Origin of the sequence: Fibrobacter sp. UWOV1 (assembly GCF_900142495.1) — a bacterium.
Lineage (GTDB): Bacteria > Fibrobacterota > Fibrobacteria > Fibrobacterales > Fibrobacteraceae > Fibrobacter.
The window spans coordinates 1-24,417 of the sequence record NZ_FRBA01000019.1; the positions used below are offsets into that span (position 1 = coordinate 1).

Genomic DNA, 24,417 nt, shown 5'->3' on the forward strand with positions numbered 1-24,417 from the left:
TTGGTTTAATTTTTCTGCTTGGCGAAGGGGGCGAAGGCGAATCCGCTCCATTCCTGGCCAAGTCCATTTGAAAATTCGAGTGTATTCAGACGTACCGCGTGGACCGCGACGCCCATAACCGCAAGCGCGATGTTCAGGCCATGCACGAAGAGCAGCAAGAAGGCTGCACCGGCGATACCGACAGCAGAGCCGAACAGCGGCGAAAGCATGTCGTTGAACGCTTCGGCAATGGCCGCACCGGACATGCCCACAGCGAACAGACGGATATAGCTGATCACGTCGGTAAAGCTGTTCACCACGTCGAGCACGAGCATCGGGATGCTGATGAAGTCCTGTTTGAGGCGCTTCGGCGGCACAGTAAAGAGCACCAGGAGAACGGCTTCCACGATGAACATCGGGATAACGAACTTCGGCATGTCGATACCGAGCACCATCTGGCAGGCCAGGAAGAACATCACCCAGCAGCCGATAAGCCAGCCCACCTGCGCCATGAACGTGGAGTCCTTGCGCTTGATGCGCACGCAGACGTTCCACACGTGAGCGATACTCAGGTGGACCACGGCGATGCTGAAGCAGAACAGCTGGATATGCTGCATCTGGGAGGCACCCGCCGCCTTCGGCACAAAGCTTTCGGGCAGCAGCGTAATCGACTGGGCGAAGGCCTTGTAGGCTTCGAACTTCGCAGGGTCAGTCGGGGCACTGGTGCGGATCCAGAGCATCGCGTTCTTCAGCGGTTCAGGCAACCAGCCGTAGTTGGTGATGTCCAGGTAATACGTCTTCTTTATTTGGGCGTTCCCCACACTACCGTGTGGGTCGGGCTATATTCTGGGGGCAATCGGCTTCGCTTACGCTTGCCGCTCACCTCCCAGAACCAAGCCCCGCTGCGCGGGTCTTGTCCCCAAGGGGTCACTATCCCTAACGCTGCGGGGGTCCCCCCCGCTCCCCCTCGCAACACAGGGCACGGCCTAATCGGCCACGCCATGTAAAACAAAAAACTCCTGCCTGATTTTTTATCAGGCAGGAGCAATGTTATTCAAGTTATGTCGTTTACAGCTATGCGGCATTTTCCTCTTCCTTCGTTTCGGTGGGGAAATCTACCACGGTCGTCTCGGGAGACTCTGTCGTATTCTTCCCTTTTCCCTTGCGAAGTTTCAGGTGCACCTTCTTCTGGTCGATGTGGCTGTTCACGGCGTTGATGAACTGGATGCAGCCTTCGTCCTTGTCGAGGGTGGCCTTGCCGATAGCAAGCGTCGTCACGATTCCGAATCCTTCGAGGCAGCGTTCGCGATACACCTTGTTGGCGTCGGCCACCTTCGAAGCGATTTCCTTGTTGCGGTTCTGCACCGCCGTCAGGTATTCGTTGTGCTTGCTTTCGAGGTTTTCGAGCCAGGGCTTGAATCCGCAGGCGCTCAACTTGTCATCACCAATTTCCTTGAGGGTATTGATGAGGTTCGTGAAAGTACCCGTGGACTGGTCCTGATTCAGCCTCGTGGGGTCGGCGTTCTCGGCAAAGATCTTGCGGAGACGTTCTCCCGTGGCAACCACGCCGCTGTCGGCAAGCGACTTGAGGCTCTTCGCAAAGTTCCTGCAAGAGGAGTAGGCGGCATTGCGTTCGGAATCAAGGCGGCTGACGGCCCTTGCGGCAGATTCGTCGACAGACACTTCAATGAGGTTAGCGTATTCGGTTACAGAGGTGCGGTAGGCTTCGATGGACTTGCGAATCTCTTCGCTGGTGATGCTTGCAGTCTGCTCAACGAAGTACTTGTGGAGTCCCAGGAATTCTTCGTTGCGGAGTGTTCTGTAGTTGAGAGCGTGAATCTTCATCATGATTCTATCCTCGTTCTTGAAGGTTGTCGGTTTTTGTCTCAGGAACTCTTGCGTTCCCTTGTCTTCAAAGATACCGCCAAAATTTCAAAAGCGTATCACCCAAAATGCCCGTTTCCGACGAAAAAACAAAAATTAAGGACAAAGTGTAATTGAGTACAAACTAACTAAAAACTTTGTCTGGGTTGCATTATTTTTTGTAAAAGTTGTGTCACGGCGATGTGTAGATTCTACACAGTCCTACACGCCGTTCCCACTGAAGCCGAGAGAATCTTCCAGCCAGGTGTCTGTCCGCTGCACCGAAAGGCGACTTTTCATCGCTTTTCTGCCCGCCGAATACTGCGCCCACCTCACGGCGAGCGCAGAGAGCCGTCCGAGATGCCGCATAAGGGTCCACAGCGGTCCCGGCAGGTTCCGGCGCAGCACATCATCCTCGAAACTTGCGTAGTGGCTTGCGCTGCCGGGGTCGCCCTGCCTTGCGGCGCGCCCGAACAACTGCCGGTCGATTCTGGACGACGGGTTACATTCCGTGGCAATCACGTGCAGTCCGCCAAGTTTTTTTACCTTGTCCGGTATCTTGATATCCGTGCCGCGCCCGGCCATGTTTGTAGCGACCGTTATCGCGCCCAGGCGTCCGGCACGTTCGATAATCGCGGCCTCGTCGTCGCTACGCACGGCATTTATAACGCGGCATTCAAGCCCGAGAGCCGTAATCATTTCGGCCAGCGTTTCGCTTTCGTCTATATCCTTCGTCCCAATAAGCACGGGGCGGCCCGTCGCATGGACATTCATCACTTCACGGACTATGGCGACACGCTTGCTTTCCTTTGTAGAGAAAATCCTGAGCATGGAAATCTTGCGAAGACAGCGGCGATGGTTCGGGACGCAGAGGACCGGGGACCCGTAAATAGTCCAGAATTCACCGAGGGCCTCCTTACCGGTCCCCGTCATACCCGAGAAATTCTTGTAGAGCCTAAAGAATCGCTGGAAACTCATTCGGGCCTCAGTTTCCTTGAGCCCCGAAAGTTCCAGCCCTTCCTTCAGTTCTATCATCTGGTGAAGCCCGCCGTTCCACGAACGCATGGGCATCTTGCGGCCCGTGGACTCGTCCACGATTACGACCTTACCCTCTTCCACGACATACTGGCGACCGGCTACAAAAAGGTACCGCGCCGTCAGGGCCTGCCGAATCAGGTCCTTCAGGAACGCCGCCTTTGAAAAGCCGCTCGACGCGGGGCCTTCGAGCCATTCGTCCATGTCCGTCAAGAAATGGATTGTGCGCAGCTTGCCATCGACAAGGAAGTCGATTCCTTCCTGCAACTTTCCCGAAAGTTCGTAGGCCTGCCTGCAGCTTTCGTTAAAGCCCTCGTTCTTGTTTTCCCTAGAAATAATCAGCGGCGTCACGGCCTCGTCAATCAACACGTTATCAGCCTCATCGACAATGGCGGTGCATAGCCCCCGCTGCACCACTCCCCTGCCGAACTCCCCGCCCTGCAAGCTAAAACGGTCCAGAAGCCGCTTCGAAAAGTTCTGCATCTTCCCCATGGCGATACGGTCCCGCAAGAAGTCGGCCAGCACTTCCTTCGCCGTAGAGTAGGTAATCGCGGCGGCATAGCCCGCCCTCCGTTCTTCCGGCTTCATCGCACCGGTCACGGCTCCCACAGTAAGGCCACAATAGTCAAACAGCGGCTTCATTATCTGCGCGTCGCGGCTTGCCAGGTAATCATTGGCGGTTATCACATGGCACGGCATACCCGACAAGCCGCGCACCGCTGCACACATGGCGGCGGTAATCGTCTTGCCCTCGCCGGTGGACATCTCGGCGATATAGCCACGATAAAGGCAAAGGGCTCCCGCAATCTGCTCCACATAGGGCCTATACCCCATCGTCCGGAAAGCGGCCTCCTGCATCAACGCGAATGACTCGCAAAGGGTCGAGTCATTGACAGGACGCTTGAGCAGGGCGGCAAGCCCTTCTATCCGCCCTTTCAGCTCGGCGTCAGACTTTTCCGAAAGGCTACGGCCAAGGCTGTCTATTTTCCGTGCGGTCCGCAGAATATGCCAGATAACGGAACGGCGGCTCTTGAAACGGCCGACCAGCCTGAAAACAAAGGCGTCGATACCCACGGGAATCTTCTCCACGCGTTTCAACGAAGTAAGCCTGTAGTCGCCAGTCAAGTCCATCACATCTTGTAGTATTTTTGCAACGCCTGCCGTACCTTGCGTATCCCCTGGACGGCCAAGGGAGCATAGCCAAGCTGAATACGAATCTTGCCCGTCCTTCCGTGCAGGCGGCGAACATCCATCGAATCGGGCATCTCGGCCCTTACAAGGTAAACGGGTTCCGCCGTCTGTTCCGAATACCCGTCGCTCTTCGTCTCGACTTCCCCACCCCCGAGCCAACCCAGCGCATTCGAGGGCAAGCGATCTTGCGCACTGGGGATAGCCATGGCAGAGACAACCTTCAATTCCTTAAATACATCGCCGTGCAAGCGCACCGACGCGCGAACGGGCTTGTCCGTAAACAACCTTGCGCCATCTTCCTGGTTTACCACTGCCAAAAAATCGAACGCGGTCGTATCCAGCAAGATGCCAAGCGAATCGCCCTTGCCTACCCAGCGCCCCAGATAGTCCTCGATGCCGGGCGCACTCCAGATTCCGTCCATCCCCGCGACAAGTGCAAGTTCGCTCTCGCTCTTTTCGAGTTCTTCGAGTTCCTGCTTCAATACCGAAAGCCGCTTTTCGAGCGGGTGCATGTCCTCGGGGGCCTCGTTCAGTGCACGGTAATACATCTGTCGCGCTTCCTGTATTTCGGAGCGCTTGGCCTCGGCGGCATACTTGATTTCCAGATTCTCCAGGAGCACCAGCGTGTCGCCCTTCCTTACCGCACTGTAGCTTTCGCGGTATAGCCTGGTGGCAAAGCCGCCCTCGTTCGCTATGGTGTTCTCGTAATGGCGGGCTTCCAGTACGCCCGGGGCCGTAAACGTATCGGGAACGGGCAAGTAGAACAGCGCCGCAAACAGCAGGGCAAAAAAGGCTACCGTCAAGACTGCCGCACGGTTGCGGACTTGCGAAAGCCCCGGCCCCCAGAAAACATACCTGAAAAATTTGCCTACCGGAATAACCACCATGGTAAGGCAAAGCAGCACGCCCATGACAAACGAAAGTATCAGGTAATGCGCCGATATGGCGACGATAAACCCCGCAAAGAGGAAAAACCTGTAGACAGCGCTGGATATCCCGTAAACCGTGTATATCAGCTTCTCGCTCGCCCTGAAGGCGACCGGTTCCGCGTCGCGCTTACGGAAGGCATATCGTTCCAGAAGGTACTGCAGGTGCCGTACGGAATGCTGTTGCAGGTTCGGCATGTCCAGCAGGTCGGTCAATATGTAGTAGCCGTCAAAGCGCATGAGCGGGTTCACGTTGAACAGCACCGTAGAGACCGAGCAGATGATGAACACGTTGTAGCAGAGCGCACGGGCCGTGCCGCCGCCCAGGTTCGCCCAGAGTATGAGCGCCACCGAGGCAATAAAGAACTCGAAGAGCATTCCCGCGGCCCCCACAAAGGCGCGGTGCCGCTTCTTGCGGAAAGACCAGCTCGCCGTGGCATCCACATACGGCAGGGGCGCAAGGAGCATGAACATCACGCCCAGCGTGTGGACCTCGCCGCCATATTTCTTGACGACGCTCGCATGCCCGAACTCGTGGAACAGCTTCACGAACACGGTGCACACGTACACCCAGCCAATGTTCGACGGAGCCAGGAACCCCGCGCTCTGGTCCTTGAGTGCGTCGAAGTTCTCGACACCGTACTTGACGGCGACAATGACCGTCGCAAGCCACACCAGCATCATCGGCGTACTGAGCAGGATGCGGATCAGCCACCGTAAACGGTTCAGGAGCGGGTCGGGGTCGAATACCGGTATTCGCAAGAAAAAGATGTTCAGCAAGGTGGACTTGACCTTCTTGCGGGTCTTTTTCTTGTCGCGATCGAAAAGTTTCGTGCCATCTTCCACGCCGTCATAAAGCAGCATGTTCGCCTGGTAAAGCTGCGCGAGCATCTCGATGACTTCGCCCTGGCCCGGGATGTCGCCCTCGCCGCTTTCCAGCATGCTGTTCCAAATCTCGCCCACGGTCCTACTCACAGAAAGTCGAGAAACAAAGGAATAGGCCCCCTGCGGCAGGCGGAAATACTGGTTCGTGAACGGCTCGTAGAGCACATACCACAACACGCCCCGATATATCTGGCGGTGAATGCGGACGCTCGAACGGAGAGCTATACGGCTCCCCGCAAGGCGGTACCACGATTCGTGGAAAATCTTGCGTTGTTTATCGAGAGGCATAGTTTCCCCGTGCCAGACGCTACTGCGCGATGGATACTACCACTACGGTGTCTTCTTCCGCTCTGAAATAGATCTCGAAACAACCGTTTTCGCCATTCGGCTGGTCCGGCACATCCACCGAGTACCACCACGTGCTCGGAATATCCAGGTGCAGCGGTCCGGTAGCAGTTTCAAGGTCAACATCGATAGCCGGGAACCGGCCCTGACTTCCGATAAAGATAAGTTTCAGGTTGGGGACATAGTTTGTGTCACGGTAGAACTCGTGGAAAACGACCTTCACAGTTTCACCGGCAGTAAGGAACAGCGGAGTTTGCATGTCGTACGACTCTATGGTCGTTATGCCGGGTTCATCGCCCTGTCCGTTGCCGGTTTCGCCATTCCCGGGTTCATCGCCCTGTCCGTTGCCGGTTTCGCCATTCCCGGGTTCATCGCCCTGTCCGTTGCCGGTTTCGCCATTCCCGGTTTCACCGCCTTGCCCGTTGCCGGTTTCGCCGTCCCCGGTTTCGCCATCCAGGGGCTGAGTATTGTTGTCATCGGGCTCCGTCTGGTTATTGCCATCGTCCGGTGCCGTTTCAGAACCGGCGAATTCGATGTCCGGGACTTCGAATCCAGTTGCAGTCAGATTTCCGTTGAACACGAGGTTCTTGGACGATTCGTCATACACGTGGTCGCCCGTGTCGCCAGCAGTCTCAAGGGCTATGCCCTCGATACGCCCCTGCCTTACCTGGTCTTGCATCTCGTTTACGCTCATTCCGGTGTCGCCATCGACGAAACGCCGCCTCTGTGCCTTGGTATAGTCGTTGTCCTCAAGGACAATCTCGACATTCTGGCTGAACACGCCGACAGGATTGTTGTGCTCCACCTTAAGCGATGCCCTGTCACCAATAACCACGTCGTCACCAGCACCGGAATAGACTTCGTCAATTCCTTCACCACCTACGACGACATCGCGGTCCTTGCCAGTCACAATCGTATCGCCAGCACCCTTCGCTACATTGTCATCAGTCATTGCAACCGATTCCGATGTAATTACCCTGTTCCTGTAGTCGGCTACGTTCTCGTCACCCGCGAACGGGATATCCAAATCAAAGAGCAACCTAGCCTCGTCACCAAAAACAAGGTCCTTGTCGTGGTCGCCACCAACTTCGATAGCCTCGGTCGGCAGAGAGCTCTTCACAATCTGCACACCGCTAAATACGGGAATATTATTCCACTTCGCATCTCCCATGGTGGAATCATAACGACTAATGCTTACTGTAAGCGAACTAGCCTTCACATTGCGGAACACAACATAGTTGCCAATCATCGTGACGTTCGGGGTTACGCCAGATGCAAGAGCCCCCTTCTGATAGCTGGTACAGGTGACCTGCTTGTATTCCCCATCGAAACAGTCGCCCATCCAGTCGTTAAGGAAGTAGGTCTGGCCGTTGCTACCCGTAATCTTGAAAATATAGTCGTAACCGTCGCGCTCGTTGTCGATTCCGCTTATGTAAACATAGACATCGCGTGGATCGCTCTCGCTTGCGGGTATGTTGGAGAGTTCAAGCGTAAGCGTGTCATGGGCCTGACCGCAGACATAGGTCTTGAACATTTTATTGTTGCCGGTGTCAGCATCCATGGACGCGTTAACCTTTTCTGTCGGGGCGTCGTTATTGCCGTTGATATGGTAACGGAAATGCACGTCCGTCGGGTCCTGTCCGAATTCCCTCTGCTGCGAGCCGGTCTGGTAAACATTGTGCCAGTTCGAATCGACAACGACACCGGCAGACTCGCCCTGTCGCATAAGCAGGCTTTCCGGCGTGGAGATATCCACGAAGTTGAGCGACACGACATCAACCCCATCAAGGGTCCCATCAGCGGTGGGAGTCGCAGAAGCATCAATCTTGTCAACACCGAGGCCGCCCACCACCGTATCATCACCGTCGCCAGTCAAAATGGTGTCGTCATAGGTGGCAGACATGTCAGTCGAAATGACGGATTCCGCGGTCGTTATCGTGGATGCCGTAGTGGCGGCGTCATCGCGGTCGGTGAACAGCATCTTGGCATTGTCGCCAAAAACCACGTCATTGTCATTGATACCGTAATGTTCGTCACCGTAAGTGTTGATTTGGTCATTGCCTGTCCCGCCCACGACGATATCGTCGCCACCGGATGTCCTGACGGTATCGTTTCCGCCATAGGCAATATCTGTCGATGCTGCCACGTCTTGCCTGTGGTGGCGACCGCGCACCTGTATGCCCGCAATGCCAGCACGGTCCTTGCCGTTCTGACCGTTGCTGGGGTCGCCATCGGTAATCTCGACATGGAACCGGTCTCCACTGATACCCTTGAATATGACGCAATTGGCATATACCGGGTTACCCGCGATATCCCTTGCGTCCCTGGCCTGTTCGGCAGTCGTAGCCGTGGCGACAATCCAGTTGCCGTTGAACGTATTCGACTCAGGGTCATTCACAAAGTAGCACCCGGCTACATCGCTGTGGGACACTCCATTTTTGTCCACATAGTCGCGGTAGAGAGTAACCATGCGGACACTGTCGGGTGACCAGGAATTTTCACGGACCATATCAAGGTAAACTACCACGTCATAATCCGTAAAGTATTGCGAGAGGCCGTCAACCTGTACAAGCAGCTTGGTCTGGTCGTTGTTGCGGCTCGTATCCAGGCCGCTCTTCATCAGGTTTACGTCGCCCGGGTCGGAACCGTGAACCATATTGCTCTGGTCGTAGCCGTGCAAACGTATCTGTTGCCCCGTGGTCGTGTCAATGCGGTGGGCCTCGGTTGCGCCGTACGTTACGCTCACGGCACTAGCACGAGAGCCGTTGTCGAACAGCACAATTTCATCATCCTCATTACCGTAGGTGCCCGCCTCGATGCCGAAGGGGTTCTTGATATTGTTCCAGTTGCCAACGCGATAGTCCGCATGCTCGGTAACATCCACGAACTCGCCCGTGGTTTCATCCATTTGGCTGAAGGTGTAGTCAGCAACGGCACCGGCCTGCTCGTTTGCGGCAACACCCGTCTGGGCAGGCCCCTGGAAGTTGAAACTGAGGGTCGATTCATCGTAAATGGTAGGGATGTTTTGGAGTTCGTCCAACTGGTTCTGCGCCTCGGAAGCATTGCCGCGGAATGTCGCATAGGCGTTGTCGCCAAAGACGACATCCTTACCGGTCCCGGTGTCAATCGTATCGTTATCGAGACCGCCCATTACCACGTTGTCACCGTCACCGGCGTCTATCCGGTCCTTGCCCGCACTACTCTTGAGAGCGGCATTTTCGCCCTCGCCTTCAAGCACAGGAATGTCGTGCCCTTCGTTCGTCACAAGGAGAGCGTTGCGGTTGAGATCCATGACGACCTTGCCGCCATCGCCCACGATGGTATCGTTTCCGGCCCCCGTGTGAATGACATCGTGCGTTGTTCCGCCAAGCACGACGTTCGCACCGTCACCCGTGGTAATGAAATCCTCGCCACCGAGTTCATCGCTCGTCGTTTCGAGAACCTGACGCTTTTCGAATACTTCGAGCTTACCGCCATCACCTGCAGCAATGTTATCTGCGCCCGTAATGCGGATGTCATCGCCAGCGAAGCCGCCCATCGCAATATTCTTGCCGCCACTGATGGTGATGTTGTCCACACCACCGATGTCATCGGAGGTCGTCTCAACGATATGCAAGCCCTTACCCACAGAATCACCGTACACGGCATTTTCAAGGTTGCCAGCGTCGTACTGCACAGAGCCACTATCGCCAAGCACCACGTTCATGTTTCCCGAAACCGAGAGCACATCGCCATTTGCACCACCAATCACGTTACTGTCCGTACCGCCGAGAGTAATCATGTCAATATCGCCAATATCATCGGCGACCGACCGGACATTCGTAGCGTTACGACGTATGCCATCGGTCTGCTTGTCAAGCTTGCCACTGGCATCCTTCGCAATAGTCGTGTGAATGGTTTTTGGTTCATCATCAATAAGCTCGTAACCGAGCCTGGTTGTAAATTCATCAGCCTTCGTAAGGCTAGCGTACTCAACCACACCCATGTCACCGAAGGCAATACCACCCTGGCTCACGTTGATATAGTCAGCACCCTTGCCACCGAAAAGCACCATGTCATTACGCGTAACATTGGGATTGACACCAAAAATTTGGTCGTTGCCGCTTTCGGCGTTCACGACGAGCTGGCCGTCACCCACGTAACCATAACCGAACGAGAAACTCTTAATGTAGATGGAATCATCTGATGGGAGCGTGAATGCGCGATCCGTGCGGAAACTCGAGGATGTGAGCGACCCAGCCACGACTAGCCTACGCTGGGTAGTACCATCGCTGAGTTTTGCATCTACATAGATTGACTTACCCGCTTCGGTAGCGGCAGCAGCGCTTGCTTCGATTGTCGCGGCGTATTCGTCCTTAATCGTGTAGTTATACGCGAAACCATCCATTACGACGGTTTCTTCGGTATCGGACTCTTCAGCTTCAGTAGCAGGCGATTCGTCGGTTTCTTCTTCATCCAAATCAACCACAACGCTCTCCGCGATGACGGTAGAGGCCACATCTTCCTTGTAGCTGTTGACATTGATGATGTCATCGAACTTTGCCTGAATGAACGTGAACCCAGCAATACTTTCACCGTCGCGAAGGATAAAGTCATCCTTGACATTAAAACCCGAGATGCAGTCAAACACACCGACAATCTCGCGGCGCTGAGTGCCCACGACTTCTGTTTCACCATTCTCTGTCTTGACGATTTCGGCATCCACGTAATAGATTCTGGTATCTTCCTTGGTCTTTTCGAACGTTACTCCCATATCGACAGCTATGTCATAATGGAAAAGTCCTGCGGCAGAAACACTAGAGGCGCTGAAAGTAGCAGTCCCGATTACCTCGCCAACCGTATTACTCTTTGCGGAATTGATATCACCCGTATTCACGACCGTGAATGTCTGGAAGCCGTCTTCGCGGTGCAGCGTCTTGGAAATATCGACTGTATCGGAACCCGTGCCAAGGTTGTATTCGCCGAACTCGAAATCCGAAACAGAAATACCACGTTTACCAATTTCAGTATGCGTGAAGCGCAACGCGTTCGGGTCCTTGTTCATGGAGCCTTCCGTTTCGCTTACATTCTTAAAGAAACTCAGGACATTTTCGGCATCCATGCCAACCAAGCCAAGTTCCGCCGCGATTTGGGCAACCTCTTCGCTGGTATAAGTCTTGGTGGGGTCGAAATTCATTTCAGCGAGCTTGGTGGCAAAGGCTTCAAATGTACTATTTGCATCCCTCGAAGCAGACTGGTTATTCACGAAAATACGATCAACGCAGGTCTTTTCATCCACAAAGAGGTAATCCTTGGGCGTAGAGAACAACACCATCGAATTGGCAGCATCGAAACCAACGACAGCCTTGTTCAAGGTAAGCACAATATTGCCTTCGGAGAGCTTGCATTCGTTTATCCGGAACCATTCCGATTCCTTCGCGTTTTCATTTTCGCCAACTTTGATGCCATTCTCGCTGTCATTGGCGACAAAACGCACCGTCTTTCCTTTATACTTACCTTCTTCGAATTTGTAGCCTTCTGCATCGGCCTCGGGATCAATAGCGGTGAGAGCAACGGTCAATGTATTGGCATCAAGGTTCCCAATCGCCTTCAAGGCATCAGAAGGATACTCGTTCTTCTCGTTGTACTTGCTCGCGACAATATATTTAAGTTCCGCCTGTTCAGATGTGACGCCCACCTGTTCCGATTCATCGTCGAGTTCTATCCTATGGTTGTACCTGAGGAGCGACGGAGAATCCGTCGAAATATCCATGCTGCTACCTTCGCCATAGGCATATACAGCACCATCAATGTCGCCAATGAGGTTATCCCCTTCCATAACCGTTGTCACGCCATAGGTTTCAGAAACATCGTCGGCCTTAGCAGTAACAGTAATGTTGAACGATTTAATCTTAGACGTAAATGTCAATATGACATATTTGCTGTTAGCGCTGTCTTTGGCAATGAAATCATCGCTCTTGAAATCGCTGTTTTCGGCAACAAGGGCGGCAAGGACTTCTTCAGGGATAACCGCACCGATCGTGAGCTGCTGGGTAGGATCTTCACCCATATCGCGGACAGCGTCTATCGCAGATATCCTGACTGTCAGGGTTTCGCCTTCGGCGATATCCTTATTGCAGGTTACCGCATACGTCACAGAATTCGGCTCATTTTCGCCTTCTGTTTCCACCAACATAGAAGAGTGTTCGGCTATAGAAATAGCTGGGACAGACACTTGCTGGGTTTCGCTAGCGACTGCTTCACTCGGGATTGTGCCCGTAGGCGTTGAAGTCGTACCCGATGCTGCGACGCCAGCGGATGCAGCCGGCGCACTGGTCTTGAGGCTCACACTAAGGGTGCCGTGCAACGTCATAAGGCGCTTGTTACCGCTGTTGAAGAACACTATGGTGTTCCCTTCAAGCCTATAGTATACGCCCTCAAGCGCAGTCACGCCAGCGGGTCTCACCGCACCTTCAGCCAGGACAGTTTTTTGGGAACCAGCTTCATCTGTGAACTGGACATCAAGCTGACTCAAGTCATCGTAAACAAGCGTCGCTTTTGCCCCATCAATTCGCATATTCGAACCGCGGAACAAGACCATAATCTTTTTACCGATATACGTGGCGGTCTTTATGTTAAGCGTATCGGTATCAACCGAATAGTCGGTACCTAAGGTCAAAGCATTATTTACACCTGCAGCATAAACAGCCGCGACCTTACTCCCAAGGCCCTTCGGGAGCGAAACACTTGCAGAGCCCGAAAACTCTTCGGCATAGGTCAGCAAATTAATCGTGTCGCGCGCACCAGAATCCGAAACCACCTTGACAGGGGCAACGGTCATCGACTTCGAGAGTTCCTTGACAACCTCACCAGCTGCATTAACTTGCGCGCTGGAGATGGAGATGGACTTGCTCGCCTCGCTTTCCACAAACAGATCATTCAAGGCGAATACGCTAATTTCCACACTAGTGTGAGAGGCATCAAGGTAGAGGTCGATGGTTTCTCCGTAGCCAGAAACGCAATTGGAGTCAGAGCCTTCGATGACGGCACCCGTAGAATCAAACTTGACCGTACCATTGTACAATTTCGAGCCAACACAAGCTGCAATCAAAAGTCCGCGATCGCCACGCATAAAGTCATTTGAGGAAACCATCGGCGCCATAAGTTGCACCTTGACAGTCTCTCCTTCAGCGATATTCGATGCACGAAGGTAGAATGTTTTCGCGGAACCTTCCGAAATAGAAATTTGCGGGTCGGTAATCGTTTGGGCGTCGCCCGAAATGAATACCGCAGGTGTATTCAAGGACGTGTCGATAACAACAAACTTGTCGGAATGGGATTCAAGGACCTTCTCATCCTTGCCCTCTTCAGCGGGTTCGAAGACTTCGTACTTCACAAAGCATGACTGTCCATCGGTTTCCGCGCTATACAGAGTCATGGATTCCTGGAGGCCGCCCGCGACAACAGTATCGTTGCCCTTGCCGCCATTGATGATGGTCGCGTCATTCGCATTGGAGCTCACCACGTCAAAGATGTCATCCCCGGCGCCCGCGTCGAACGTTGTCTTTTCGACACCGGCCGCCTTAACACCCACCACGTTGCTCAACACGCCTTCCTTGGAAACGACAATACTATCATCGCCATTCGTGCCGCCAATCAGCAGCGAATCATTACCGTCGCCACCGTCAATGGAAACGGGCCCCTTCTTGATGGCGACAAGCTTCGGGGTTTTAACTCCGTCAGGGCCTTCAACCATATTATCCGGGTCTTCCACGCTATAGCTTGCAATGACAAAAGCGTCGTCTCCCTTGCCACCGGCCATATTTAGACGGCCCTTGTTGCCCAGCGTAAGCAGGAAATCTTCATCAAGGCCTCCATCCACATTGAGCGTTGTATTATCGGTAACGCCATCGCTCAGGTACTTCTCTTCGGAGGTCTTCACTGTATCAAAGGCATCATTCACGGTAACAACCGCAGAAGATTGGTCGTTGCGTTCCGAGTTGTAGAGTTGGCCCACTTGGATAGTATCCGAACCTGCACCACCATCCACATTCGTGACCTTCGCCGTACCGTCAATCCTAATCGTGTCCTTTCCGCCGTTGCCGTTCAGGTTCACGACATCCATCGCATTTGTAAAATTGACGCGTTCAATGTTCGTATTCTTCGAAAGATCATCGGCGGTCTTCTGCTCGCCCTCCAGTTGATTCAAAGTATCGGGCAGCAGAGCAACGAAACCAAGTTTATGCGTTTTGTTCATGCGCATAAGCAAATCGTCGTCGACCTCGGTCCCCTCGACCGTCAGAGAATCAGAACCATTCACACCGGAATCAGTAACGTTTGCGTAGCTTGTCACGCTTTCGCCCATGAGGTTCACGATAATCTTGTCGCTACCGTCCTGGCCATCCACGAAGTCCATGCCCGGACCGGTAACAATCTTGTCGTTGCCAGATTCCGTAGTCGTACTCTTAGCATTGGTATAAAGCTTTTTGCCAATCCCGAGGTTATCACCAAACGCCAGCTTGTTATCGATGTATTCCTTGATGCCGGCAGGATCTGTCGGAGTAACGGAACCATCCGCCAGCGTTTCAAACCCTTCCTTTTCGCCATACGCAGTAAAGCCTTCATCACCGTAGAGACTATCGTTCCCAGCTCCGCCATCAATGATATCATCGCCAGCGCCGCCGTAAATCACATCGTTGTCGATACCACCATTAATGGTGTCATTGCCGCCGTCGCCATCGATAAGGTCGTTACCGATTCCGCCTTCAATGTAATCTGTTTCGCCATCATGTGCACCACCGTCACCGAAGATAAGGTCGTCGCCATCGTTGCCAGAAATGTAGTCGGTAGCGCGAGTCGTAGTGGTATCCGCTACGTATACCTTTTTCACGGCATCAAAGCCCAATATTGTGGTTAGATTTTCTTTATACTTATTTTTGTTTATTCCCCGACCTTTGTCTTCATCCAAATTAATGTCGAAGGACTTTGCATTGATTTTTTGGTCAGTCACATCGTATGCGGCCTTGAAGTCTTCGCTAAAGGATTCTGCTGTGAAGGGCGCCACAAAATTAAATAAAAATTCAGCACCGCTGTCCGCAAAGCGATCGCCGAAAATCATGTCCATGCCTTCGCCGCCGCTTATGTTATCACTGCCAGAGCCGCCAAGAATGCGATCGTTACCCTTACCACCATCAAGGGTATCTTCACCGGCAGCACCATCGATGTAGTCATGACCGCCGCCACCATAAATCGCGTCGTCACCGGCGCCGCCAATCAGAACATCATTGGCACCATCAAGGCTGATGTCCGTACGATCGATTGCCGCGCTGTTAGTCTTAACATCCCCAAATATTTTCGTATAATCATATGTCGTCTTATCGTTTCCATCCACGCTGGCCCAATTATCTGCACCATCAAACAAGACTCGCCCGCCATCGCCAAAGATGAGGTCATTGCCTGTACCGCCGTTGATTTGATCTATACCAGCACCACCGAATATGATATCGCGGTTGGAACCGCCGTAAATGGTATCCTGGCCAGCAACGTTTGCGTCCACATTCGCTTCGGCAACATACTTATAACTCTTGTTACCATCTTCCTCTTCCTTTTCCTCGATACGGGCCACACCCATATCGCCGAAGATGATGTTGAGGCCTGCGGCACCGATGATGGTATCGTTACCCGCACCACCCCAAATAATAACGGAATGGTCTCCATTGATTGTCAACCCGGAAAGGTCTATGAAATCGTCTCCATCACCGCCATTGATTTCAATATTGCGATTGAAATTTCCAAATAAAGTAATTCTATCGTTTCCGGCACCAGCGTCAACCAATAATTTTCCGTCATTTTCTTTAATTGAGCCGTACTTTTTTTCTTTATCACTTTCTTTATATACAGATGAGTCATCAAGATAAAGATTCAGCGTTTCATCACCATCATCAAGAGACGGATTTATATCATCAGTCGCCACGCGGCTCGTAGAATTCGGGCCTACATTTGCCACCACATCGCCATTGGCTTCAGATGCCATGACAGGGGGTGTACTATGCGTGTATTCGAAGCTGAACAGCGTTATATCGTCTGTAATATTCCATTCCTTCTTGGTGAGCCACAGGTCAACATACGCATACAGCTTCGCCGTAATCTTACCATTCACATCAAAGAACCCGAACAGGCCCTCTTCCTTGAACAAGGTCGCGATTTCGTTCAAGCGAATTTTGCCATCCTTGTTGGGGTCGTACAGGTTAAACCCGACATCAATACCGACGCCACCGCCAACACCAGCACTTACACCTGCATTGAGTTCTGCAGAAGCCTTTACACCGCCATAGAACGAAAGTTCATTGATGTCATTACCATTCTTGTCGAGGTCGTTCACGTAGAAGCCGTTCAGAAGTGAGCCGAAATCCTTGTAGCCGCCACCCACCCATTGGCGAATACCCAGAGTATCGTAGCCAAAGGCAAGGTCGATAGACGCATTGAACGAAACACCCAGGCGCACACCCAACGGTCCCCAGATACGGACAAAGGTATCCCAGTTGAAGTCAAACCTCAAAGCCGGCATATCGTATTCAACAAGAGGCACGTCATTACCCAGCAGCAACTGGAAGATTTTTGACGGTTCATCCCAAATGAACGTCCAATCGCTTTTGCCATCTTTTTCCGACTTATTGAAGCCATTTGCAGCCATCATAGAATTGGCTTGATTATTGATGGAATTTTTACTGTCTGGTGCAGTATTTAACGAAGGCGCATAATCAGCTATAGACGAATTTAAAGAATCTTTTGATTTATAGCCATTTAAGACATCCAAAGCATCAAAATAGTCGCCATCTCCACCTATCAAATCAAAATTACCCAAACTCAGTTTCAGGCTCTTTCCCTTTGCCGCAGAAATTTTCTTGCTCATGGCAATGAGATCCTTGATGGCATAGACCATGCTGTCATCAAACGATTTTGCATTACCGAATTTCTTCGCGAGGTCAAGTGGTGTAATTTCTATACCCAAATCGTCAAGAACTGGGAACGGCGTGGTGAGGAACTCGATAAGCGGTTCCAAAGGTTCTACCACCTTCTGGATTTTAGAAACAATGGGGCCCAATACGCCGCCAATAAACGAGCCCATATCAAATTTCAAATTCTGGAATCCAAGTCGTTGGATAGCATTATCAGTAGATTCTGATGCACTACCATATGCCCAACTGAACACAAACATTCCTGTAATGTTCGGGAACTTGGGCGTACTTTCATCCGAAATCTTGAGGTCGCTTGCAATCCCCACCATAAGGCCGAGATTGAGGTTCACGCTCGCATCGTAGCTGAACACAGGCATTGATATGGCTTGGGCAACATTGACGGTACTGAGATTCTTCAATTCACGGGCAGCATCAGCCCTAAGGGTTTCCAAGTACTCTTTTTTCTCGGATTCATTAGACTTGGCATCATAGGCAGCTTTCTCAGTTTCATCGAGCAAAAGCCCGTTGCCTACATCAGTACCCCCATTTTTTCCACCTAGGTCCACACCGAGCGAAAGTTTAATTTTCGCAGCATCAGCGTCAGAGGCGTCCAGTTCAAGCCCAAGGCCAGCCAGTTTGCCGATGATCTTGCCATTAAGGCTTGCCTGCGCAATCACATCGAGTTCGTTGCCATCATCAAAAATAAAGTAGAACCCATTCTCTTGTGAGACTCCGAAACCGAACTGCAGGTTCCAATCAAGCGAAAGGCTTACACCGCCATTGGTCTCGAGGCCTAGGCCTGGTAGCCCAAGGTTCAAATCGATATTACGGCCCAGCGAATAGACCTGCCCAAGGTTCAAGTACCACTCGGCAAAACCATCCCCAGAACGGTACCAGGTGCCTTGCTTTGAACGTTTCCAAAGGTCATTATTATCCACCGGGGGCAACAATGCGAAAGTTTCCTCATCAAAATAGCCAGAGAACAGAGAATCCAGTTTTTGAGCGAGAAGTTCGGCGGTAAGGCCAGTCGATTCATACAGGTAGTTCGAAAGCGGTTCCAGAACCTTCTTCTTGAGCACACTCAAGAAGTCAACTCCGTTCGAAAGGGCATCGCCAATAACCGGCATCGATTTCATGGTGCTGGCAAGGTTGCCGTTAAGGTTCCCCTCGAGCGAATCGAGCATGTTGTTGAGGGCGCCCACGACAAGCTTGATTTTTTCGAACCAGTCCATGGTACCAAAGTTGGAGTACTCGATAATCTTGTCGTACACACCAGAAATATCGGCAACTAAGGTGCCATTACTAGGAACATCATCATTTGAACCCGTGTAAAGATCGAAATCAAAGTTTGACTTGCTGGAGGATTCAGCTAAAGTCCCCTTTTCAATGATGATGGCCTTCGCATTCACATCGTTTCTCGCTGTCGTCAAGCTAGCAGCATCACCCGAACCATTGGCTGTTGCCAACCAGGCATTTTTAAAAACATCGAATATGGAAGTCAGGTCATTTTTCGCTTCATTTGCAGAATCGGGGCAATTTACAGAGCCGTCCCATTCGCCGAGCTTTATCTCGCCCATGTCCACGCCGCATACGCTCACCGGGAGTTTGCCTAGTACTACCGCCGGGAGGGCGAAATTCAAAGGGATTGTGTCATCGCTATCTTCATTTTCCCAACTACTAATGGATAATCCCCCATAACCATACGATCCAAACAGTTCGGCTTTGCCGTACACATACGCCGTACTATCTTTCGCCCCCACAGTGATGAGGTTCTTGAGGAACGCGCCCGCGGCAGAATCGCTTAGGCCATCCACCCCGAGGTTGAAGCTGAGCTTATCGCCCAGAATTTCGACATTGGCGCCGAACTGAATAGCGTTTTCAAGCGAAAGATCTATGCTCGTAGAATTCAGGTTAATTTTTGCCCCCAAGGTAAACCAGAAGTCTCCTTGTACTTCAAGGGCAGCACTGCCATTTACTCCAACAGTTCCATTACCGAAGTTGAACTCGTAAGAATCCTTGAAACCCTTATCGATATTGAAGTCAATGGCAAGCTGATACTTGGTAATCCCACCTTCCTCAACAGGGACAACATCAAGCCCTATCAAATCCTTCACAGCGCCGCTTGCACCCTCATAAGCAGTAAGCCCGAAATCTTCAAGCTGCGCCTTGAGCAGTTTCACCAGCTGCTGGAAGTTTGTCACCTTCTCCTGACGCAATTTTCTCACGATATCGCGAAGGTCATTGGCCACATTCACGAGGTCGCCCACCGACTTGTTGATGACGGGTATCTTCACATCATTCGTTTTATCGAGAATATCCGTAACGCGCTTAATGACATTTTCCAGAACCGTAAATATCTGTTCAACGGAAATACTCTTCAGATCCCCCACCATTTGTGAAAAGCCATCATCTAAATTAAAACTTGACGTAACAGCATAGGGACCTACAGTGGTAGAAGGGGAATTAGGAACACCATCTACAGGTTTTCGCAACGATACATCGCCGCTTGCTACTTTATATGTTTTGTCGCCAATTGAGCTCCATGCCATTAGCTCAAACTTAGGTACATCCGCATCGGTTTCCTCTTCTGTATCGGCGGATGTCACATCGAATGTCATTTCATAGTCAAACCCGAGAATATTGCCTGTAATAGCATCCTTATCCGAAGAAGTCTCAGTGGCCGCAGAATCCTTCTTGAGATTCATTTCTGCAGAGACCCTAATACTGCCGTCAACAGCGGCATCTACACCCAAGAAGCCGACGCTCGCATTTGCGCTAGCCACATAGGTGGCAACGCTATCCTTCGTGGCCACAAAGTCCGACCCTTCAGCATTTACGGCACCTTTTGATACGATAATAACTTTGTACGTTTTTCCGGAAACTTCTTCCGACTCCACACCCAGTACACGATAATAGTCGGAGCCCACCATCAAGAGGCCGCCTTCATCAATCGGATACTGGGCAGATTCTTCAGAAAGGGTAATCTTATAGTTATCTCCAGACGCTACAGGATCCTTGAAGAAACTGATATCCGCGCCGATTTGGAACGTCGCATCTGCGCTCAACTTGATTTTAGCATCTTCTATAGATTCCAACGAGAAAAGCTTCGACCAGTCAGGTCCCGTAAGCGTGGCGCCCACAATCCTATACTCGCCTTTACCATCTGCACGGGCTTCGCCTGCCACGAACCCGAGCCCCTGCAGTACCGTACTGGCACCGATATTTTCTAAGGAAAACGGATTGACACTGCGAAACTCCAAGTGGTCCAGGGCATTGCCTTCAGTATCGTTATAATACAGAGAAACGTCACTGCCATCCAACTCCTGATTAACAGCCGCTACGATATCGTATATAGTCGTAGAGTCATCAAGGGTTAGCTCTTCAGTGCCCTTCTTGAGGTCCTGGAAATCGATGGGATCATGCCCCTTTATCTTAAAATCACCCTTCTCGGCGTCTAATGGAGTCCCCTCCAGGGTTACGGTCACATCCACATCGGTCGTAAACACAAGTTTACTATCGATGACCTGAACATCCTTGATTCCAGATACATAGGCATCCCTGATTGCATTTGCAAGGCTTGAAAGGTTATGACAGTTCTCGGTATTAACAATATACGTGTCCGAAGTCGTTGAATCGCCCTCCGTTTTGGAAATGACCAACTGGGCAACGCTATTACTGATAGTCACATCTGTTCCAGAAACCGAAACGCCATATTTTGTTTTGCTAGCATCATTGGCATCCTCCACATCAAATGAAGTATACGTCAATACTGATTCCAAGATAGGATGATTTTTTCTAAAATCACTGAGGACATTATCTCTTTCCGTTGCTGTTTCGTATAAGGTATACACCATTTCGGTTGGGAAAAAGGTATCCTTTCCAATTAAAATACCAGCCTCGCCCAAGGTGGCATTCGGCTTGATTTCACCGGAAATGCGCATATAGGTGACATTAGAACCCTCGGCATCGCAAAGTTCATAATAAAGTCCGCTGGGGTCGCCATTGTCGCCCTGCACATAATCTTGCAAACGTTTCGGGTCGCAACCAAACCGGATCGAGTATTTTTTAGTATCACTATTATATATAGAATCCACTACATAGAGGCCAAAAGTGTTCATGACGGAACGGCCGCTACCAATAATAGAGTCCTTAACCTCCAAAAGGGGAATGCCGTCCGACTTTTGCAGCGAGAAGAACTCATTGAGCCGGCCCTTCAAATCACTCTCCCACAGGATTTCCTTATAAAAATCCCCGCCCATAATCTCGGCCAAGTCTATTTCAATCTCGACAGGATTCCCTGCAGATGTCGGCGAAGCACTAGGATCTTGCTTGCTGACGTAGATTTTTATTTTTCCATCTTCCGAAACATTTTCTGCAAGGAAGGTCGTCTGCAGATTCGAGCTAGTAAGACGAAGTTCCGAGAAGGCGTTTACATCTTTGCCACTTTTCAATTCAAATTTAAAATCACTAGTGATAAGCAGGCGGTCTTTTGAAGATGTCGCGAAAATTTTGACATTTTTGTCGGATGTCCCTTCAGGAATCACAGTCCATGTCGACGTGCCAGAAATCCCGTATTTCTCCTGGCCTTTGATGGTAGCAAGTTCCGATTTGTCATCCTTGTCGATGACATTGAATGTCAATTCACTGTCCAGTGTATATTCCTCAGGCAGGGAGAAAATCGAATAGGAACTATTCTCCCTTTCTATACTTGCAGGCAGCTCGGTATCTTCACCGATGGTCTCGGAGCTAAAGTGAATGTCCAGGGTAAAGCTCATACCGGCATTCCCGCTTGCCGTCGCAAAACCGTTCGTAGACACGCCCACTAGGCCACCGCTTTTCAATGTATTCTCAAAGTTCAGGTCAAAGACCTTGGCAAAGTTGAAGCCCAAATTAAATGTCAGTTTACAATGATCGAGGAGTGCAACTTCAGTAGCATCAGCAACTTCAGCCGCAACTTCCTCCTCGACATCGGATTCAATTTTCTGGACAAGCTCTTTACCATTTTTATCCATGAGCGCTATATCAAGGAAGTCCAGACTTTTTTGGATTTCCATATCGGTCGATTTTAGGACAGCCTCTATTTGATTAAGGTCCTTCCCCAGAACAAAATGAGCCCAAGAGTAATTGAATACCTTCTGAAAATCCGCAAAATCGGCAAAGTTCTTTGTATAGGCTCCGTCCACATACTTCAGCAAACCAACCTTCACCAAAGAATCATCTATTTTGCCTAGACTGTCAAGACCCTTTTCACCGAACACGACTTTTTCGACTTTATCTACAATATTGACAATCGTATCTGTCGAACCGCCCAAGAAGTCCAGTTTCACATTCTTCTCGATCAAGCCACGGAGCGCCGTCTGCACGGTATCCAGGTAAATAGCGACCTGGTTCACCAAGGTATTACCCGTAAGGCTGGTATATTTTTTGATTGCTTCTGGGAAAATCCAGATGTCTTCGCTAAAGTTGTACGAAATATTCTGGTCTGCTACCGGTCCAAAAATATCGATCGAGCCAGACTTGAGAGATAGTTGTCCACAGGATAATTCAAGCGTGCTTGTCACCTTTGAACCATTAGCGGAGTCAACTTTGATTTGGTACTTGGCTTTGAGATTTTCAATGGACGCCGTAAAAAGCCCTAAATCCAACTCCTTGGTCACCGATTCTTTTTTAGTAATTGAGGCTGTAAAGTCACCGACAGCAACAGACCCGAAACTCACCTTGCCTTCGGAACTGACATTTATGGTCACATCGAGCTCAATTGTCGCTTCCATGAGCAAATCTTCGAGTTCAATCAAGTTCAGATTGAGCTTTTCAAGGGTTCCCGAATTTGCAGTCAGGAAAAGCCTCAAGGTATTGTCTCCTGTCTTCAACCCAAGGGTATCGGTCGCACTTGTAAAGTCAGTAACGCCATCGAACACATTCACCAAAGAGCCAACATTTCCTCCATTGAGCGTCGCTAGGCTTATTTGCTTTACATTTTCCTTCATTTCGTCGGCTTTGTCACCGACAAACTTTCCAAGCCACGAGGCCAGCTGGTTGATTTTTAGCTGGAAGGCATCCGTTTCCCCTTCGACTTTTTCAACGGCACCACCGAAGGCCATGGAAACTTTCGCCCAATAATTATCAAGTTCCGTTATCTTATCCAAGGCATTTTTCAATTCGCTTGCATGGGATTTCAGGAAGGGGAGCTTATCAAGTTCTATATTTTTCAGCGATCCGGCAAAATCCGCAAGAGTAAAGCTTTCATTTTTTACGATATCCGGAATTTTCAGTTCGAAATCCGTCCCAACCTTGGATATTTTAAGCATTTCCCCTTCTTTGAACATAAAGGGGAGACTATCTGCATTTGCAGGAGACAGGCTAAACTCCAAATCAACATCAACGGAAGCCGACGGGGTTTCCTGCTCCGCATTATAGCTGATTTTTAGATCCGGCGTGGAATCGTTATCTACTTCAGTTATCCCAAACCCGAGGAATTCTGCATTCAGGCCGAGGTTGGCAATCGAAACATCAAGGCTTTTTGCGGCAACGGTCGGTGAGCCAATATCGCTAACATTGTCCAGCATTGTACCAGATACATCCGCATCCAGCTCTATTTCGGCACTTATACTTGCATTGACGGCAAGGTTTGTTCCATCGCCAGTCAAATTGAAGATCTCACCTCCGGCGATAATCTCGAGGCTCCCAATTTCTTTAACTGTCTCAAGGTCATATTCCACGACAAGTTTTGAGTCTGTATAGTTAAACGTGAAATCTTTATATTCAGGGTGAGCATTAACGAAATCCTTTAAGTACTTCGTGGCAAAATCTTTGAGGCTTATTTGCGTTATAGCACTTTGTGTGCTTTCTGCCTGTGCAGCAATATTATCATTGAAATTATCTACTTCGCCCTTTATATAGGTTGAAGCCTCACCAAGAAGGTTCTGAAGTGTTCCTTTGGCGGTAGCGAGCGAATCCTCGACAAGGTCCTTGATCGAATTGACGCCGTTATTTACCCTGTCTACAATATTAAGGTTATCCAGCTCTGCATCAATCACGCTAAACGTATTGAACAAAGAAGTCGTTTCATTAAATACGTTATTCGAAATTGTCTCGAATTGTACAGAGAGGTTGTTGAGATCATCTACGCCAATGACTGGGTCGGCGCTCATCATCAGACGAGGTTCAAGAGCCTCAATACGGTAGTTGTTCTTGGTGGACTGCTTGACAGATTTCTTTATTTTTTTCATGTTCATTTTGTAATCTTACTTATAAAT

At 50.7% G+C, this 24,417-nt stretch carries 5 protein-coding genes; all 5 read right to left on the reverse strand.

The window, feature by feature from the left end; translation table 11 throughout:
- Nucleotides 1–5 precede the first annotated feature (5 nt).
- The gene (locus BUC02_RS14905) at nt 6–800 is read right to left on the reverse strand and encodes a V-type ATP synthase subunit I (RefSeq protein ID WP_254794240.1); all 795 of its coding nucleotides are present in this window, start codon (nt 798–800) and stop codon (nt 6–8) included.
- Nucleotides 801–1,053: 253 nt separating this feature from the next.
- Nucleotides 1,054–1,827, reverse strand: coding sequence for a DUF6261 family protein (locus tag BUC02_RS16370; RefSeq protein WP_073323883.1), 774 nt, complete (start codon nt 1,825–1,827; stop codon nt 1,054–1,056).
- A 237-nt stretch (nt 1,828–2,064) separates the two neighbouring features.
- On the reverse strand, nt 2,065–4,008 hold the full coding sequence (locus tag BUC02_RS14915) for a preprotein translocase subunit SecA (protein ID WP_073323885.1): 1,944 nt from the start codon (nt 4,006–4,008) through the stop codon (nt 2,065–2,067).
- Nucleotides 4,008–6,167 carry a hypothetical protein gene (locus BUC02_RS14920; protein WP_073323887.1) on the reverse strand — a complete coding sequence of 720 codons (2,160 nt, stop codon included), beginning with the start codon at nt 6,165–6,167 and terminating at the stop codon, nt 4,008–4,010. Before BUC02_RS14920 ends, BUC02_RS14915 begins: the two co-directional genes overlap by 1 nt.
- A gap of 19 nt (nt 6,168–6,186) precedes the next feature.
- Nucleotides 6,187–24,390, reverse strand: a complete 18,204-nt coding sequence (locus BUC02_RS14925) for a calcium-binding protein (protein WP_175549900.1) — start codon at nt 24,388–24,390, stop codon at nt 6,187–6,189.
- Nucleotides 24,391–24,417: the final 27 nt, after the last annotated feature.